The following is a 17913-nucleotide window of genomic DNA, read 5'->3' on the forward strand; positions in this document are numbered from 1 at the left end:
TCAGGGTGGCTTCTTCTTTCGGCGCTCTGGCGGCCATTGCTTTCAAGAGTAACAGGACTCGCCAAATGCTGGAGGAGAGTGAAAAACGCTATCGGTTTTTATTTAATGGTTCAGGTGATGCGGTTTTTGTACATTACATAACTCCAGACGGTAAAACCAGCAACTTTATTGAAGTTAACGAGGTAGCGTGCCAACGCCTTGGATACAGCCGTCAGGAATTGTTAAATATGTCTCCCTGCCAGATAGAAGATCCTGCGTTTACTGGTTTATCAGCTGAAGTCGGCAGGAAACTAAAGGAAGAAGGGCGGGTTATTACAGAGCAGAGGCATCTTTGCCGTGATGGTACATTTATACCGGTTGAACTTAATATTCAGCAGTTTGAGCTGGGCGGGAAGCTTATGGTCATTTCGGTAGCCCGGGATATTACCGAACGTAAAAAGGCCGATGCCGCCCTGAAAATGGAAAGAGATAAACTGCTGGGTATACTAGATGCTATGGAAGACGGGGTTTATATTGTAAATGCAGACTACGAAATAGAATATGTTAATCCTCCTCTTATGTCCCAGTTCGGGGCTATCGAAGGCAAGAAGTGTTATGACTATTTCCATCATAGCAACATTCCCTGTGAATACTGCAAGAATAAAGAAGTTTTAAGCGGGCAGACAGTTCGCTGGGAATGGCATTCTCCCTACAACCAGCGGGATTATGAGCTTATGGCGACCCCTGTTAAAAATCCTGACGGCACTACTTCCAAACTGACCCTTTTCCACGATGTTACCGAGCGAAGTCAGATGGAACAGATTATTTTACGATATCAGGCCGGTTTACTGGCTCAGGCGGAAAGGATTGCCCATATCGGCAACTGGGATTATGACCTTTTAGGGCATAGTCTTCTGCTGTCAGATGAGACTTACAATATACTGGGTTTATCTCCTGCAAACGGGATTCCCAATCTTAAACAGATTATGGAAATTTTCCACACTGAAGATCGGGATATGGTTCGGGTTGAAGCTCAAAAAGCTATGGTATCCGGCTCAAAGATAAATATAGAACACCGGATAATACGTCCTGACGGACATTTGCGTTATGTCCATGATCAGGCAGAAATAATCTTAAGCGATACCGGTGTTCCGCTGAGGGTACTGGGCACTGTTCAGGATGTTACTGAACGTAAATTGGCCGAAGAAGCCCTTAGGGATAGTGAAAGACGGTATCGCCTGCTGGCGGATAACATGGTGGCATTCATCTGGACTATTGATGAACACTTGAACACCAGTTATTTGTCTCCGTCAATTATCCACCTGCTCAACTACTACCCTGAGGATATACTTGGTAAACATATTTCCATGATATTCACCTCCGAATCTTACGAAAAACTGCTGGATGTCTACCAGCAGGTACGTAAAACCGGTTCTGAGCTTATTGTGAACCCGCTTGAACTGGAGGTTAAGCGACAGGATGGCAAAGTTATAATAACAGATACACTGATGCGTCCCCTGTATGATGAAAACTATCATTTTTTGGGTATACTTGGGGCTTCGCGTGATATAAGTGAACGAAAGGCTGCGGAATACGAATTGCACACCCTTTCCCAGCGGCTGGTTGAGCTTCAGGAAGAAGAGCGCGCCACAATTGCCCGTGAATTGCATGACCAGGTGGGACAGTCACTCACAGTTTTGAAATTGATGCTGGATAAAGCTAAAGATAGTCTTCCAGATAGGTCAGAGAAGTTGCTGGCCGAAGCCCAGCCTCTGGTTAGTGAGCTTATTAGCAGTGTCAGAAATATGTCCCTTGATTTACGCCCCCGCATGTTGGATGATCTGGGTCTCCTGCCGGCTTTGCTCTGGTATTTTGACCGTTTTTCAAGCCAGACTGGTATAAATGTAAATTTCCAGCATGCCGGTCTTAAACGCAAGTTTTCTCCCCAGCTGGGCACTGCTGTGTATCGTATTATTCAGGAAGCCTTGACTAATGTGGTACGTTACGCAGGAGTTGACCATGTGCTGGTCAGGGCAAGGGCAGACAAAAACCAGCTGGCACTAGTTATTCAGGATAGCGGCAAAGGTTTTAACCCGGCCCAGCGTGCTACTGGCATGTCAAGCGGCTTGAAGGGTATGAAAGAAAGGGTACGATTCCTTGGTGGTAAACTGGATATAGAATCCAAACCGGGCGAGGGTACTCATATTATAGTTGAACTTCCTTTGAATGAAGAAATGGGCAGGATAAACGGAGGCAAGCCATGATTAGTATTGTACTTGCAGATGATCATCACATTGTACGCCATGGTCTGAAAGCGTTGCTTGAGGCCGAAGCTGATTTTAATGTGGTGGGTGAAGCTTCGGATGGTATTGAAGCGGTAAATCTAGCTCAAAACCTGCAACCAAATGTGCTGGTAACCGACTTGATGATGGGTGGTATGAGCGGCATAGAGGTCACTTATCAGGTAGTCAAGCGTTCCCCCAAAACGGCGGTGGTTATCCTGTCTATGTATGGTAATGAGGCCTATGTGCATGAAGCTCTTCGGGCAGGGGCATGGGCTTATGTACTTAAAGACTCCACCTCTGAGGAACTGGTAAGAGCAGTTAGAGAAGCTATGCAGGGGCATCGTTATCTCAGCCCGCCGTTATCTGAAAAAGCCATTGAAGCCTATATGGAAAAGACGGCTGAAGCTACATCGCTTGACCCGTATGAGACTTTGACCATACGGGAAAGGGAAGTACTGCATTTGGTATCCCAAGGGTACACCTGCGCTGAAATAGCTGAAAAGCTGTTTATATCACCCCGCACAGTCGAAGTCCACCGTGCCAATATGATGCGTAAATTGGATTTACGTAACCAGACACAGCTGTTACGTTATGCTTTGCAGAGGGGCATAATCCCCCCTGAAAACAAGTATGAAATGTCTGGAAAAAATATGCCTGAGGAAACTACGGGATAATTCGTCCCTTAATTACGTAAACATACGTATATCTATCAGAATAGTTATGGTTTATATTAACTGCGGGCGGATCCTTTCGGGGGAAACTAGGGTGCTTTAGTTAGAGGCAGCTAAAGCTTAAATTTCATCCAGGTCCCCTGCCGTGTGCTGAGCCCTAGGTGTAATCGGTTATCGGAAGGATCTGCCAAATATTTATTGGGGTTTGTTATGTCTGCGCTGGGTTTATGGCTCATATTAGTAGCCCTTATACTTAGTATTGGTAATCATGAGATGCTAAAAGAGCATTAGGCTAAAGATGGTTGCTAAGCTTGGGTAATTAAGATTGTGTATCAAAATTTGCCGCTGTTTAAGCGGTTTTTTATTTGTCTTTAATCCAGTTGGCATTCATCTTGATATGCCGGTGCGATTGTTTCCCAGCCAAAAGTGTCTGTGATGGCGTTTATCAGCATCTGGTTGCTTTTTGGTTCGCCATGGGTTACAAATACCTGCTCAGGTCTGTTTTTAAAACCCTTTAACCAGCGAAGCAGGGTGGGCTGGTCTGCATGAGCTGAAAAAGCCCTTAGCTCCTCTATGCGGGCATGCACCGGATAGTATTGCCCCAGTATCCGAACTTCTTTTACTCCATCAGTTATCAGTCTGCCCAGTGTGCCGGTTGCCTGGAAACCCACAAACAGAATAGTTGATTCGGGGCGGCTGATATTGCTTGCAAGATGGCGTTTTATCCGTCCTCCGGTACACATACCTGAGCCGGCTATTATTATGCAAGAGTCTTTTTCTGCCAGAATAGCTTCGGAGTCCGCTGCCTTATTGGTAAAGTGAAGCCCTTCAAATTCAAATGGCGAACTGCCGTTTTTTACCCAGCCAGTGGTCTCACGGTCATATAGCTCAGGGTGTTCTTTGAATATTTTGGTAATGCTGATAGCCATAGGGCTATCTACAAAGACTTTTAAACGGGGTATTTTGCTCTCTGATATAAGCCGGTTCAGAAAAAACAACAAATCCTGAGTGCGTTCCAAAGCAAAACTGGGAATAACAACATTCCCTCCCAGTTTAACAGTCTGGTTTATTATGTCTGCCAGTTTCAGCAAAGCCCCATTTATATCTTCATGGGTGCGGTCACCGTAAGTAGACTCTATCACAATGTAATCTGCCTGATTTATCAGGTCCGGATTTTTCAGAATGGGTCTGTCCCAGTTACCCAAGTCACCTGAAAAGGCTATTACTTTTTGATGATTATTTTCCGTTATTTTGAGTTCTATACTAGCTGAACCGAAAACATGCCCGGCATTATGAAAGGTGGCGGTTATGTCAGGGGAGATAGTTATTTTCCGGTTGTATGCCACCGTTTTAAACAGGGGGAATACGGCTCGTGCATCTTCTGCAGTATAAAGGGGTATTTCGGGATATTGGGTTTTTCGGCCTTCTCGTTCATGACGGGTCTTTTTAAAAGCAGCATCTTCTTCCTGAATCTTGCCTGCGTCTGCCAGAGATATACGGGCAATTTCTGCTGTGGCTGCTGTTAAATAAACCGGCCCGTTATACCCGTCCTTTACCAGCTTTGGCAACAGACCGCAATGGTCAATATGGGCATGACTGACAAGTACGGCATTCAGGCTTTCAGGCGGTACATCAAAGGGTTGCCAGTTTCGGTTTTGCAGATGCCGTTCTTGGTAGAGTCCACAGTCCACCAGCAGACGGGTGTGGTCTGTCTGTAGCAGGTATCTTGAACCGGTAACATTTTGGGCAGCCCCCAGAAACTGTATTTTTATACTCATATATATGCACCCTCTGCTTTCCTATTATACCTTAACCTTTCAGTATTTTGCGGTAAATAGTAGTGTGCATCTGGACATATATATAAAGTTAGTAAATAAGGAGATATTTCATCATACAGGACAATAATATATAAAAACCAATAACACTATAAGAATGTAATGATAACAAACAAATAAAAGTCTATAGACAAATAATAATACATGAGTATAATAAACTTATAAAACAATACCAGAAAGGAGGTTGTATGAAAGGGAAGTTATTATACCTGCTGGCAGCCCTGTTAATCATTGTGCCAATAGTGTTTAGCGGTTGTACCAGTGACGACAACGATGACGACGGGGATGACGGAACTGTCACCACTCCTCAGGTATTCCGTGTCAATCTGGCAGGTGAACCCAACACCATAGATCCCAACAAGGCTTCTTGGGCTACGGAGAGATCTGTAATCATGCTACTCTTTGTAGGTCTGCTGGACTTTAACTCAGACCTGTCCCTAAAGGCAGCGTGTGCCCAGGAAATTCCCACCGTGGCTAACGGGGGTATTTCAGCAGATGGTCTGACCTATACCTTCAAAGTCAAATCAAACGTGACCTGGAGCGATGGCTCAAAGGTTACCGCCCATGACTTTGAGTATAGCATCAAGAGAATGCTGGATCCCGACACAGCTGCAGAATATGCATCTTTCTACTTTGATATTGTAGGTGCGGCGGCATTTAATGCTGCGGCCAGTGCTGATGCAGCTACCAAGACTGCCCTGCGGAATGCTGTGGGGGTGACAGCGGTAGACGATACCAGTCTGCGCATTACCTTGGCTCAGACCCGCCCCACCTTCCTGTCTATTATGGCTCTTTGGCCTACCTCACCGGTAAAGGAAAGCGTTATTACCGCCAAGGGTAATTTGTGGACTGAAGCCGGCAACCTTATAGGTAACGGGCCGTATACCCTGAAAGAATGGGTGCATCAGGACCACATGACGTTCACTCTCAATACCAATTATTGGGATACCAAGCCCACCCTGACTGAGATTAAGTACCTGATGATTCTGGATGCAACCCAGGAATTATCGGCTTACAAGAATGGTGAGCTTGATATGGCCAGAGTCCCGGTAGGCACGGAAACAGCTACTTTGGCTGATCCGGTTTACGGTAAGCAAGTGGTACGGAACAATGATCTTTCCACTTATGCTTTCCAGTTCAATGTTAATAAAGCCCCCTTTGATAATCTGCTGGTACGCGAGGCTATGTCCTGCGCCATTGACCGGGTAGCCTTCGTGGAGCAGGTTAGAGGCGGGGTAGGTACTCCGGCTTATTCGTGGATTCCGCCCGGCATGCCTGGTTACGATGCTGATTTGGGCAAAGATTTTGCTTTTAATGTCACCAAGGCCAAACAGCTTTTGGCTGATGCCGGCTATCCTAATGGGGTTGGCATGCCCGAACTCAAATTCCAGTATGCAGATACAGCGAGCAACCGAACTATAGCCCAGTTCCTGCAGGCTCAGCTAAAGACCAATTTAAATCTTGATCTTACCCTTGAGCCTATGGAACCGGCAGCCTTTAGTGCCTTTGTGAACAGCGAACAGCATACTTGGGCCTGGTTTGGCTGGGGTGCTGACTATCCTGATCCGGACAACTGGCTACCTGACCTGTTCGGAACCGGTGGTGGCAACAACCATACCGGATATTCAAATCCCGCTTTTGATACGCTGGCCAGACAAGCCATGATGGAACTTGATAATACTCTGCGCCTTCAAATGTGGGCTCAGGCTCAGGAAATTGTTATGGCAGATATGCCCATTGTAACCATGTTCTACCGTGAACGGTTCTATGTTGTACAGCCGTATGTTAAAGGGCTGGAACCAACCGGTATGGATGGCGGCATAATGGGTGATACTTCATTGGTCAATGTCTCTATTGTGAAGTAGTAAGTCTTATAGTCAATATGCAGGGCTCGGCAGCAAACATAAACCCGTCGGGCCCTGCGTATATTAAAGGGTAGCTATGGGAAAGTATATTCTCAGACGAATACTCTGGCTGGGGCTGGTACTTCTGGCGGTGTCCTTTATCACCTTCAGTCTCATGCATCTGGTTCCGGGGGGGCCCTGGGACCGGGAAAAAGAGCTTGCTCCCCAGATTGTAGAAAATCTGAACATAAAATACGGTTTGGATAAACCCTTTTATGAGCAGTATATAAACTATGTCTGGAATGCTCTGCATGGGGATTTGGGTGTTTCTTATAAGTATCAGGACCGCAGTGTGACCGAGATTATCGGTACAGGTCTTCCCATAACGGCTACTCTGGGGGTAATTGCCTTTATATTGGCACTGGTTATAGGCATTCCATTAGGCATGGCGGCGGCTCTCAAGCAAAACTCGGTTATAGATTATGTGGCAGTAGTTTTTTCAACGGTGTTTGCCAGTATCCCTGGCTTTGTCTTAGGTATTTTACTGGTTATTATTTTTTCTGTCTGGTTGCATTGGTTGCCTACCAGTGGTTGGGGAGACTGGCGGCAGATTATCATGCCTGCCTTTTCTCTGGCGGCACTGCCGGCAGCCTATACCGCCCGCATTACGCGTGCCTCCATGCTGGAGGTAGTCAGACAGGATTACATACGTACTGCCAGAGCCAAAGGTTTGAGTGAACGGATTATTCTTTCCCGGCATACCCTGCGGAATGCTCTTATCCCGGTTGTCACTGTGGCCGGACCTGAACTGGCATTTCTGATTGCCGGTTCATTTATAATTGAAAACATATTCTCCATACCCGGTGTGGGACGTCTGTTTGTTCAGGGGGTATTTGCCCGGGATTACGGACTTATTATGGGGACGATTCTTTTTTATGCCTTTGCGGTGGCTATTATAAACCTGATAGTAGACATAATGTACGGCTGGATAGATCCGCGTATCCGTTATGATTAGGTGAGATATGTTTAACCTGTTTTATCGGGCAAAAAAAGAGGTTACTGAATCGGAAACATCTTCCCGGCAGCATCATACGCTTTGGGGTGATGCCTGGGTAAGGTTGCGGCGTAATAAACTGGCGGTTCTCGGGGGGTCTATTATCCTGCTTTTGGCGCTGGCCGCTATATTTGCGCCGCTGTACCTGAAGTATGATTTTGCCACCCAGAATTACGATGCTATTTTGGTAGGGCCTTCAACTGAACATTTGCTGGGTACTGACGAACTGGGTAGGGATGTGTTTTCCCGCCTTATTTACGGTGCCCGCACTTCACTGGCGGTAGGTTTGTTTACCCAGCTGGTAGTGCTTATGGTTGGTCTGCCCATAGGGGCTATTGCAGCCGCGGCAGGCGGCAGGGTAGATAACCTGCTGATGCGGTTCGTAGACATAATGTATGCATTCCCTGATATCCTTTTGATAATTCTGCTGCGTGCCATTTTCGGCGGCAGTATATTTATGATATTTTTGGCCATAGGGCTTGTAGCTTGGGTGGGTATTGCCCGCTTGGTACGTGGGCAGATACTGTCAGTCAAACAGCGGGATTTTGTGGCTGCGGCCAGAGCCATGGGCGGAAGCGGTGCCTATGTAACCCTTCGCCATTTGCTGCCAAATTCACTTGGTCCCATTATAGTTGCCATAACGTTTAACATACCCAGAGCTATTTTTGCTGAAGCCGCTCTTAGTTATATTGGTATTGGTGTCCGTCCCCCCACTCCCAGCTGGGGTACTATGATAGCCGATGGCAATAATGTTATCTATGCCGCACCTTATCTGGTTATTTTCCCGGCTATTGCCATAGCTATACTTATGCTTTCATTCACTTTCCTGGGAGACGGCCTGAGAGATGCCCTTGACCCGAGATTGAGAAGATAAAATGACTAAATTGCTTGAAGTAAAAAATCTGGTAACCCATTTTGTGACTCAGGACGGTATAGTTCAGGCAGTCAACGGGGTTTCCTTTGAGGTTAATCAAGGTGAAATTGTGGCCTTGGTGGGAGAGAGCGGCTGCGGTAAAACCGTGAGTTCTCTGTCCGTACTCCAGTTGATACCTCAGCCCCCGGGCAAGATAGTAGATGGCAAGGTAATATTTGCCGGCATGGACTTGCTCAAAAAGAGCAAAGAAGAGATGCAAAAAATACGCGGTTCGCGTATTTCCATGATATTTCAAGAGCCTATGACTTCGCTAAATCCGGTATTGACCATAGGGCGGCAACTGACCGAAGGGCTTCAATTCCATCTCAAGCTGGACAAGAAAGAAGCTACCCGCCAGGCGGTGGAACTCCTGAAGTCAGTGGGTATTCCACATGCTGAAGGGCGGCTAAACGATTATCCCCATCACTTCAGCGGTGGTATGCGTCAGCGGGTTATGATAGCTATGGCTTTGGCTTGTGAACCTCAGCTTGTTATCGCAGATGAACCTACCACTGCTGTAGACGTAACTATTCAGGCTCAACTGCTTGACCTGATACGCAACCTGACCTTACGTTTGAATACAGCTCTGATTATCATCACCCACAATCTTGGTGTGGTAGCCAGATATGCCCAACGGGTGTATGTGATGTATGCCGGGCAAATTATGGAACAGGGTACTGCTATAGATGTTTATCATAACCCTCTCCACCCGTATACGGCCGGACTTCTTGGTTCTGTACCCCGGCTGGACGAACCCAGACGCACCCGTTTGCAGCCTATAGATGGCCAGCCCCCAGATCTGATTGCACCGCCGCAGGGTTGCCCGTTCGCCCCGCGCTGTGTATACGTTAAGCCGGAATGCAAACTCAAACGGCTTCCGCTGGTAGAAATAAATCCGGGCCATTTTACAGCTTGTCTGGTTGCCCAGGAAGGGGCGTTGCCATGGAAAAAGATATTATCCTTGAAGTAACCAATCTGACAAAATATTTTCCTGTTACCGGCGGATTTTTTGGCCGCAAAAAGCTGGCCGAAGTCAAAGCGGTAGATGGGGTAAGTTTTGCTATTCACAAAGGAGAAACATTGGGTCTAGTAGGGGAAAGCGGAAGCGGCAAGACTACTGTCGGCAAAAACATACTTCAGCTTCAGCGTCCCACTTCGGGTGAAATCTGGTTTAAAAATAAAGATCTGGCCAGTTTGAGCAACAAAGAACTTCGTCCTTACCGCCAGAAACTGCAGGTGGTTTTTCAAGACCCGTATGAATCGCTTGACCCGCGTTTTACAGCCGCAGACATTATTGGTGAACCTTTAAGGTTACATAAAGTAAAAGGCGGAGAATACAATAAACGCATAGCCGAACTTTTAAAGCTGGTGGGTTTGTCTCCATATATGGCAGAGCGTTATCCCCATGAATTCAGCGGCGGTCAGCGCCAGCGTCTTGGGGTGGCCAGAGCTTTGGCCCTCCAGCCTGAATTTATAGTCTGTGATGAACCACTTTCGGCTTTGGATGTATCTATCCAGGCCCAAATAATAAATCTGCTGGATGACCTGAAGAATAAATTTGGTCTTTCATACTTGTTTATTTCACATGACCTGTCTGTGGTCAGACATATTTCAGACAGGGTAATGGTAATGTATCTGGGCAAACTGATGGAAGTGGCAGACCGTGACAGTATGTATGAAAAACCTTTGCACCCTTATACTCAGGCACTGCTTTCAGCCGTGCCTATACCTGACCCGGCGGTTGAGGCTGAGCGTAAGGTGATTATTCTGAAGGGTGAAGTGCCCAGCCCCTTGAATCCGCCCACCGGCTGCGTATTTCACCCGCGTTGTTTCAAAGCCTTTGAAGATTGCCCTAAAGTGGTGCCGGTAATGGGAGAGACTTCGCCCGGTCATCACGTGGCTTGTTTGCTTTATAAAGAATGCTGGCCTTAAAAGGTTTGGTTTAACAGCTATAGATTAGCCGCGGCTGACAGGCAACCAGTAATTAAAGGTGCTGCCTTTTCCAAGTGTGCTTTCTGCCCAGACATAACCGCCGTGGGCTTCTGTCATCTCTTTTACAATAGCCAGACCCAGTCCGCTTCCGCCTTCGCTTCGGGCTCTGGAAGTGGTTACCCTGTAAAAACGGTCAAAGATATGGGGTAAATCTGCCGGGGGTATACCTTCTCCGGTGTCAGCTACTGATACCATTACCCCGGGTTTGCCCTGATAAAGCATGTTCTTCAGGCTAAGGGTAATCTGCCCCCCTGTAGGCGTGTGCCGCAGGGCGTTACTGAGCAAGTTGGAGGTTATCTGGTTTAAGCGGATGGCGTCACCAGTAATGGCAGATGAACCGCTTGAGATATCTGTTATAAGGGAAATGGACTTGTCTTTGGCTAGTATTGATGCCTGCCTGGCCTGACGCTGAACAATATCTGCTATATCCACCTGGGCCATTTCCAGTTTTAGCTTGCCTGATTCAGCCAGAGATATATCCCGCAGGTCCTTGATAAGGCGGGTAAGAGTGGCTGACTCTTCTTTAATGGTGGTAAGGTGATGGGTATCCGCCGCGAATACCCCATCCAGCATACCGTCTACAGTGCCCTCAATAACTGTAAGCGGGGTACGCAGTTCATGGGCAATATCCGCCAGTAGCCTCTGACGAGACTGTTCGTTGTTCTCAAGGTTTTTTGCCATGTGATTGAAACTTTCAGCCAGTTCCCCCAGTTCGTCACGGGAATTCACTTTTACCCGCTGGGAGAGTTTTCCGCTTGCAATTTGTCTGGCACTGCGGTTAAGGATATTTATGGGGCGGATAATCTGATTAGCCAGCAGTAGTCCCAGCCCCAGTGCGGCCAGCCCAGCCAGTGCACCGGATATCCAGATAGACCTGTTCATCTCGTCTAAAAGCTGCTGTTGGGGTTCGGTAATGATGGTAACGGCGGAATTGCCGGTGCTGTTTTGACCGTTGTGCATACCCTTGCCATAACCGCTGCCGGAGGCACTGATGTCACTGCCAAGCCAGTAAAAGTAACCCGCTGCCGTACCGGAAACGCTTACCGTATTGCCGTCTGATAGGTTGTATTCGTCTGTTAAGTGTCCTACCCATTTGTTCTCGGTATCAGCTAATATCAGTCCGCCGGCATTACTTAAAACCAGACGCCCGCCGTTACTGCCCAGCAACTGGACAAGTATGTTATCCACGTTATTCCAGCTCTGGTACTGGGCATAATATGTACCCAGAGTACTTTCCACGCTGGTTATAAATTCGTTGTTTCCCCTGATAATATACTGGCGAAACTGGCTGGCGGTCAGCTGGTTGGCGGCAAAAGAAGTGAGGCCTACCGAAAGTAAAACCGTAAGCAGAAGAGCGCCAAATATTTTATAACTCAGGCGGGACATCGTATTTTTATCCTCTGTCTTTCATCTTGTAGCCCACCCCGTGTACGGTCAGGATATAGGTAGGGGATTCGAGGTTAGGCTCTATTTTTTTTCGCAGATTTTTAATATGGCTGTCTATGGTGCGTTCATATCCTTCGTAAGCTTCGCCCAGCTTGTCCAATATCTGCATACGGGAAAAAACCCGACCCGGACTTACGGCCAAGCTTATCAATATATCAAATTCGGTGGCGGTCAGGTCTACAGTTTTGCCATCAATCTTGACCAGACGCCGTTCCTGATCTATCTCCAGTTGGTCAATAACCAGTGCTGAATCAGGGCTGGGGGGGTATTCAGACCGTCTGAGCTGGACTTTGACGCGGGCTACCAGTTCCTTGGACTCAAAGGGCTTGGTCATATAATCATCCGCCCCAATTTCCAGTCCTATAAGCTTGTCGGTGAGTTCGTCACGGGCGGTAAGCATTATTATAGGTACACGGCTTTCCTTGCGGATTTCGCGGCAGACATCCCAGCCGGATATTTCAGGCAGCATCAGGTCAAGTATTATCAGGTCAGGGTTTTCTTCGTGAAATTTGGCTAGGGCTGTCTTGCCGTCATAAGTAGCTATCACCCTGAAGCCTTCACGTTCCAAATAGGCTTGCAGGATTTCCGCTATCCTTTTTTCATCATCAGCTATCAGTATTTTCTTGGACATGTCCTTCTCATATTATAATGTCAACTGCCAAACGGCAAGGGGCAGGCTTTTGAGACCTGCCCCTTTGATATCAGCTATAAGCGCTTAGCAGGATTGGGCAGGATTATCTTCCGCTGCCCCTTTGTCCGGCACCGCTGCCGTCGCAGACACCGCTGCCACTACTATTGCCGGCGCCAATTCCTGTGCCATCACCGGCACCACTGATAGGCCCGGTTCCGTCACAGGCACCGTTTCCCAAGCCTGCACCGCTGCCAATTCCGGTTCCGTCACAGACGCCATTTCCGGCACCTGACTCGTTACCCGTACCGGAAATCTGGTTGACCATGCGGATAACGTTCTGTTCCATTATCTGCAGGCGGTAAGTACCCTGCTCCCCGGTAATCTGGCCGGCAGTTACCATAGCCTGTACTGCGGCTCTATGCTGTTCCATAAGGGCATTTACCAGAGCTTCAGCAGTGACACCCTGTTTGGCTGCAATTTCGGCCAGAGTTTTACCGCTCTGGCGTTCAGCCTGAATTTCTGCCTGAGTCATATTGAGCAAAGTCAGTACTGTTCCGTCACATTCCCCGGCAAAACTGCGGGTTTGACCGGCAGCTGAGACAGTGGAAAACAGGAACAGGGCGGAGAGGGCAGCCACTACCCCCACGATAGTAAAAACTTTTAGACCCTTTTTCATTTCTGTAACCTCCTCAGGTTGTTATGCAATAACTATACAAGGTGTGTGTGGAGATATTATGGAGGAGGTATGTAAATGGTATGTCAAAATTGGTTCAAGCAGATTATCAGCGGCTGTGGCCGTAACGGTTTACCAGTATGACCCCCAGCAGTGCCAAAAAGCCGCCCAGCAGGCTGATTACGGCCGGTATTTCACCCAGCCAGAAAAAGGCTATGACTATGGCAAAAACCGGGTTCAGATACAGAAAGCTGATTACCTGTGAGGTGCGGGCTTTGGACAAAGCATAGCTGTACAAGAGATAGGATATGGCAGTAGGGAATATGCCCAGATAAACCACCGCCCAGGTAGATGACGGAGGGGCTTCAGATATTTCTTTGAAAAGGCCGGGTGCAAATACCATGAGCAGTAAAGTTCCTGCCCATATGGCATAGGTGGAAAACTCAAATCCGCTGTATTTTTTGAGCAGGGGTTTTTGGAATACTATATATAGGCTGGTACAGATAGCGGCTAGCAACACAAAAAAGGCATGGGGCTCAAAGCTGAGGGTTTGGCCTTCGCCCAGAGTGATTATAACAATTCCCCCGAAGCTGAGAAGTATGCCCAGCCAGCCGGCCGGAGTGAGTTTATCCTTGTAGAAAAATCTGGCCAGCAAAACGCTGAATATGGGGGCGGCCGCAATGATAAGACTGGCAGCGCCGGCGGTGACTGTTTTTTCACCATAATTGAGGGCGGAGTGATACAGGCTTATACCCACCAGCCCCAGCAGAAATATGGCCGGCAAATCCCGTTTGTCCGGCAGGCGCATGCGGGTTATCAGGGCGTATATAACCAGAGCCACCGAAGCCACCAAAAAACGCAGGAGTGCCATATGGGACGGGCTGTAGTCTTCCAGACCCACCCGTATGGCGGCAAAGGCGGATGCCCAGAATAAAGTAGTAAAGACAAGGGCTATTAAAATATGTCTTGGCATGGCTATCTACCGCTTAGGGGTATGTTCAGTTCGGGCTGTTCGGGGCTGGTCTCCTTAAATATAGATGCCTTTTTTAAGAGTTCACGGGCGTTTTCCAGCGATTTCTCGCCCGTTTGGTTGCCTGACAGCATTACTGAAAGTTCGGCAAGGTGTCCTTCAGTATTTAAGTGTTCAATATGGCTGTTTATTCTGCCGTTAAACTCGGTTTTGGAAACATAAAAGTGGTGGTCTGCGTAAGCAGCTATCTGGGGCAGGTGAGAAACGCTTATCAGCTGATGCCCCTGTGACAGCTTCCAGAGTTTTCGCCCCAGCATATCTCCGGAGCGTCCGCCTACGCCTATATCAATTTCATCAAATATCATTACCGGTATATCATCCAAACGAGAAGCAGCACTCTTTAACGCCAGAGTAATGCGTGATATTTCACCGGTAGAAGCTATTTTGTTAAGAGGGCGGAGAGGTTCACCGGGATTGGTGCTTACAAAAAACTCCACCAGGTCTGTACCGCTGGATGAGAAACCAAGTATTTGTCCGTCTACCGGCAAACCATTTTCATCCGCTTGGGTCTGGAAATTTACTTTAAATATTACCTGACCCATATTAAGGTCTGAGAGTTCGGTTTGAACGGATTTTTCCAGTTTCTGGGCGGCTTCTTTGCGAAGTGCACTTAGTGAAGAAGCCATATCTCCAAGTCGGCTTTTTAAGTCTGTTATAGCACCGCCTAGTCTATCTATATTTTGGGCAAAGTGACCTATATTATCCAGTTCGGTTTTAGTTTTAGCCAAAAAGGCCAGTATCTGGGGAATATCCCGCCCGTATTTCCTTTCCAGACTGTGGATAAGTGCCAGACGGTTTTCAATATCTTCCAGTTCCGAGGGGTTAAAATCCAGCCCACGGTTATAGCTTTGCACCAAGCGGATGCTTTCCTCAAGGATGAAGTAGGTATTCTCAACTTCATCTGCCGTGTTTTTTAGGGCGGGGTCTATTTCGGCTATTTTTCTTATAGACTGCATGGCTTGGTTTAAATCTGCCAGTGCGCCACCGTTTTGCCCGCTACAGAGATGTTCCAGTGATTGGTGAGCCAGGGTTTTTAATTTTTCGGTGGAAGCCATAACCTGCCGTTTGGAAAGCAGGCTTTCCTCTTCTCCTTCGGCAAGGTTAGCCGCCTCTATTTCATCTGCCTGAAAACGCAGAAATTCCTGCTGGCGGACAGCTTCACGGTTTATTTTTTCCTGCTCAGACAGTTGCCTTTGCAGACTGGTTAGTTCATTTGCCAGACGGGCAAATTCAGTGCGCTGGGTAGTGGTATGGGCATAACCGTCCAGCATATCCAGATGGAAAGACTTGTTCAGCAGGGACAGGTGTTCGCTCTGGCCGTGTATATCAATAAGATACGGGCAGAGGCGGCTTAGGACAGAACGGCTTATGGCACTGCCGTTTAACCTTAGAACACTGCGTCCAGCCAGTTTGGACTCAAGGCGGATAATAAGGGTATCATCTTCCAGTTCCTGCCCATTTTCTGCCAGCAGAGCGGCTATTTTAAGGCGGCTGGCGGGGTTTAAATAGAAGATTCCTTCCAGAGTAGCTTCGTTGGTCTGGTGGCGGATTTGTTCGTCACCGATACGCCCGGAAAGCAGGCTTTCCACCGCATCTATGACCAGTGATTTTCCGGCTCCGGTTTCACCGGTAATGACATTAAGGCCTTCACCCGGTGACCAGGTGATATCTTCAATAATGCCAAAATTTTTTACCCGAAGTTCAACTAGCATAACACCGCGCCAAACCCGTTTTTTATATTTAAAACCATTATCTGGTTTTAAGGCCGAAAAATCAAGAAAACAGGTTGTGAGATATCAAATTGGGAGCTTCTGATTGACTATTGCTACCTTAGCAGTTAAACTTTTAAAGGTTTTTAGATATTTTGCTGAAAAGCGGGTGAAAAAGTGAAATTAATGGTCATAGGCTGTGGCCAATGCGGCGGGCGCATTGCAGACCAGTTTGCCCTGTTAGGTAAAAATGCCAAGCGTCAGCGCGGCATCAGCATAGTGTCAAATGTTTTGGCGATAAATACCGATATTGCAGATCTATCCGGTCTGGTGCATGTGAAGCCGGATTATAAACACCGTATTCTTATCGGCAGCCGTAAAACCGCCGGGCATGGTGTGGGTAAACTTAATGAGCTTGGAGCCCAGCTGGCACGTGAAGACGGTGATAAAATATTAGACAGTATCCGCGAAACCCGCCTCCTTCAGGATACCGATGCTTTTTTGCTGGTAGCAGGGGCATCCGGCGGTACCGGCTCAGGAGCTATTGCGGTACTGACCAAGATGATAAAAGAACGGTTTGTAGATAAACCGGTTTACAATATGATTGTTCTGCCCTTTAACTATGAAGAAGTCACTGAAGAGCGGACTATTTATAACGTAGGTACTTGTCTGAAATCTGCTTACGGTGTGGCTGATGCCGTGATACTGGCTGATAACCAGCGTTATGTACGTGATTCCTCTTCTATAAGTGACAATTTCAGTAAAATAAATTACCGTTTTGTAGAGCCTTTTTACAACATACTTTCTGCCGGTGAGGAAACCACCCCCCGTTATATCGGCTCAAAGGTGCTGGACGCGGGCGATATTATACAGACCCTATCCGGCTGGACGGTTATCGGATACAGCAAGATCGCGAATTCATTTTTGCCTTTCAAGCTGGATTTCAGAGGCAAGCATGCCGAAACCCAAAAAGGCGCACAGGCTATGGAAGACGCCATTTCCGAGCTTTCTTTGAAATGCCGCCCTGAAGACGCCAGACGGGCTCTTTATCTGCTGTCTGCTCATCCCAATAAAATGAGCATAGATATCATTAAAGAGTTGTCATCTACCTTGAGGGACAATGCCAAACATGCCATTATCCGCAGCGGTGATTACCCCCGGGGTGACAATATGGGTGTGACTGTCATTATGTCTGAGATTTCCAGCCCCAAAAAAGTTATGGATTATTTTGACCGCACCATTCGCTTTATCTCGCTGGATAAGCGTTTGTCACAGGGGTTCAACATGGAAGATGCTTTCGGAAGTATACCCTCTCTGCTGGACTAATAAGCGGGTTGCTATTTATAACTGATAAAAAAGAGCCGTACCTTGTGGTACGGCTCTTGGCATTTAGCTTTATTTTACGGGTCTATTATTATTCGTCCTCGTCAGTTTCTTTGGCACCGGGTTCATTCTGACGTCTAGCTTTATTAGCGGCATACATTTTAGCCAGATACTCCAGACGGTTTTGGGTAACTTCATTTACCTCTTTGGCAGGGAAGTCTACCCTGTTGTTCTTTTCTTCAGGCTCGGAATAATAGGGATTTTCTTCGGAAACTGCTTCGGTCTCTTCCTGAGTCTTATCTGCCGCTGAGTCTGCTTTAATAGCTTCAGGCGTTACGACCTGCGGCTGGTGGGCAGGGCGGGGCGAGATTGCCGGGCGGGTGACAGGCGGTTCACTTGCCACAGCTTCCAGTTTTTCAGCGGTCTGTTTGGTAACAGCGGCTATAATCTGTTTTGAGGTATCTACACTGCTGATAAGTTCTTTAAATACCCCGACCCAAGTCTGAGATACTTCCTGAGCGGCTTTAC

At 47.5% G+C, this 17913-nt stretch carries 14 protein-coding genes and 1 pseudogene; 8 read left to right on the forward strand and 7 right to left on the reverse strand.

What is annotated here, in order from left to right; translation table 11 throughout:
• Positions 1–2243 (forward strand): PAS domain S-box protein (locus WC259_RS04775; RefSeq protein ID WP_372643385.1); only part of this gene is annotated, 2243 nt, incomplete at its 5' end.
• Positions 2240–2938 (forward strand): response regulator transcription factor, encoded by a 699-nt coding sequence (locus WC259_RS04780; protein WP_012984375.1) that lies wholly within the window; start codon positions 2240–2242, stop codon positions 2936–2938. The genes WC259_RS04775 and WC259_RS04780, both read left to right, overlap by 4 nt.
• A gap of 368 nt (positions 2939–3306) precedes the next feature.
• Here WC259_RS04780 and WC259_RS04785 read toward each other — a convergent pair whose 3' ends face one another.
• Positions 3307–4713: an MBL fold metallo-hydrolase RNA specificity domain-containing protein gene (locus WC259_RS04785; protein WP_372643389.1), complete on the reverse strand. Its 1407-nt coding sequence runs from the start codon at positions 4711–4713 to the stop codon at positions 3307–3309.
• A gap of 245 nt (positions 4714–4958) precedes the next feature.
• Between WC259_RS04785 and WC259_RS04790 the strand changes: the two genes are divergently transcribed.
• From WC259_RS04790 to WC259_RS04810, 5 genes are all read left to right on the forward strand, one after another.
• Positions 4959–6635, forward strand: coding sequence for a peptide ABC transporter substrate-binding protein (locus tag WC259_RS04790; protein WP_078986934.1), 1677 nt, complete (start codon positions 4959–4961; stop codon positions 6633–6635).
• A 76-nt stretch (positions 6636–6711) separates the two neighbouring features.
• The gene (locus WC259_RS04795; RefSeq protein WP_011309495.1) at positions 6712–7629 is read left to right on the forward strand and encodes an ABC transporter permease; all 918 of its coding nucleotides are present in this window, start codon (positions 6712–6714) and stop codon (positions 7627–7629) included.
• Positions 7630–7636: 7 nt separating this feature from the next.
• Positions 7637–8542, forward strand: a complete 906-nt coding sequence (locus WC259_RS04800) for an ABC transporter permease (protein ID WP_041344559.1) — start codon at positions 7637–7639, stop codon at positions 8540–8542.
• 1 nt (position 8543) lies between these two features.
• On the forward strand, positions 8544–9551 hold the full coding sequence (locus tag WC259_RS04805) for an ABC transporter ATP-binding protein (protein WP_015407104.1): 1008 nt from the start codon (positions 8544–8546) through the stop codon (positions 9549–9551).
• Positions 9524–10513, forward strand: coding sequence for an ABC transporter ATP-binding protein (locus tag WC259_RS04810; protein WP_011929197.1), 990 nt, complete (start codon positions 9524–9526; stop codon positions 10511–10513). The genes WC259_RS04805 and WC259_RS04810 overlap by 28 nt, the downstream gene beginning before the upstream one ends.
• A gap of 24 nt (positions 10514–10537) precedes the next feature.
• On the opposite strand, the gene WC259_RS04815 is transcribed toward WC259_RS04810, so the two are convergent.
• The 5 genes from WC259_RS04815 to recN form a co-directional block, all read right to left on the reverse strand.
• Positions 10538–11959 carry an ATP-binding protein gene (locus tag WC259_RS04815; RefSeq protein WP_011309491.1) on the reverse strand — a complete coding sequence of 474 codons (1422 nt, stop codon included), beginning with the start codon at positions 11957–11959 and terminating at the stop codon, positions 10538–10540.
• Between the two features lie 7 nt (positions 11960–11966).
• Positions 11967–12650 carry a response regulator transcription factor gene (locus WC259_RS04820; RefSeq protein WP_012984370.1) on the reverse strand — a complete coding sequence of 228 codons (684 nt, stop codon included), beginning with the start codon at positions 12648–12650 and terminating at the stop codon, positions 11967–11969.
• 103 nt (positions 12651–12753) lie between these two features.
• Complete coding sequence (locus tag WC259_RS04825) at positions 12754–13326, reverse strand: hypothetical protein (RefSeq protein ID WP_372643398.1); 573 nt, start codon at positions 13324–13326, stop codon at positions 12754–12756.
• Positions 13327–13432: 106 nt separating this feature from the next.
• Positions 13433–14296 (reverse strand): DMT family transporter, encoded by an 864-nt coding sequence (locus tag WC259_RS04830; RefSeq protein WP_011309488.1) that lies wholly within the window; start codon positions 14294–14296, stop codon positions 13433–13435.
• A gap of 2 nt (positions 14297–14298) precedes the next feature.
• Positions 14299–16065 (reverse strand): DNA repair protein RecN, encoded by a 1767-nt coding sequence (gene recN, locus WC259_RS04835; protein ID WP_372643401.1) that lies wholly within the window; start codon positions 16063–16065, stop codon positions 14299–14301.
• Positions 16066–16248: 183 nt separating this feature from the next.
• On the opposite strand from recN, the gene WC259_RS04840 reads away from it, so the two are divergent.
• A complete protein-coding gene (locus WC259_RS04840; RefSeq protein ID WP_372643404.1) occupies positions 16249–17388 on the forward strand; it encodes a tubulin/FtsZ family protein in 1140 nt (379 codons plus the stop codon).
• Between the two features lie 88 nt (positions 17389–17476).
• Here the strand turns inward: WC259_RS04840 and WC259_RS04845 are convergent.
• Positions 17477–17913, reverse strand: a pseudogene (locus tag WC259_RS04845) (ATPase); the annotation flags it as partial.

The sequence above is a fragment of the Dehalococcoides sp. genome (assembly GCF_041654235.1).
In the GTDB taxonomy this organism is placed as follows: Bacteria; Chloroflexota; Dehalococcoidia; order Dehalococcoidales; family Dehalococcoidaceae; genus Dehalococcoides; species Dehalococcoides mccartyi_B.

What these genes read in the sequence shown, in the direction of transcription:
- WC259_RS04780 (WP_012984375.1), top strand. Translation starts at nt 2,240, where the DNA reads ATGATTAGTATTGTACTTGCAGATGATCATCACATTGTACGCCATGGT.
- WC259_RS04785 (WP_372643389.1), bottom strand. Translation starts at nt 4,713, where the DNA reads ATGAGTATAAAAATACAGTTTCTGGGGGCTGCCCAAAATGTTACCGGT.
- WC259_RS04790 (WP_078986934.1), top strand. Translation starts at nt 4,959, where the DNA reads ATGAAAGGGAAGTTATTATACCTGCTGGCAGCCCTGTTAATCATTGTG.
- WC259_RS04795 (WP_011309495.1), top strand. Translation starts at nt 6,712, where the DNA reads ATGGGAAAGTATATTCTCAGACGAATACTCTGGCTGGGGCTGGTACTT.
- WC259_RS04800 (WP_041344559.1), top strand. Translation starts at nt 7,637, where the DNA reads ATGTTTAACCTGTTTTATCGGGCAAAAAAAGAGGTTACTGAATCGGAA.
- WC259_RS04805 (WP_015407104.1), top strand. Translation starts at nt 8,544, where the DNA reads ATGACTAAATTGCTTGAAGTAAAAAATCTGGTAACCCATTTTGTGACT.
- WC259_RS04810 (WP_011929197.1), top strand. Translation starts at nt 9,524, where the DNA reads ATGGAAAAAGATATTATCCTTGAAGTAACCAATCTGACAAAATATTTT.
- WC259_RS04815 (WP_011309491.1), bottom strand. Translation starts at nt 11,959, where the DNA reads ATGTCCCGCCTGAGTTATAAAATATTTGGCGCTCTTCTGCTTACGGTT.
- WC259_RS04820 (WP_012984370.1), bottom strand. Translation starts at nt 12,650, where the DNA reads ATGTCCAAGAAAATACTGATAGCTGATGATGAAAAAAGGATAGCGGAA.
- WC259_RS04825 (WP_372643398.1), bottom strand. Translation starts at nt 13,326, where the DNA reads ATGAAAAAGGGTCTAAAAGTTTTTACTATCGTGGGGGTAGTGGCTGCC.
- WC259_RS04830 (WP_011309488.1), bottom strand. Translation starts at nt 14,296, where the DNA reads ATGCCAAGACATATTTTAATAGCCCTTGTCTTTACTACTTTATTCTGG.
- recN (WP_372643401.1), bottom strand. Translation starts at nt 16,065, where the DNA reads ATGCTAGTTGAACTTCGGGTAAAAAATTTTGGCATTATTGAAGATATC.
- WC259_RS04840 (WP_372643404.1), top strand. Translation starts at nt 16,249, where the DNA reads ATGGTCATAGGCTGTGGCCAATGCGGCGGGCGCATTGCAGACCAGTTT.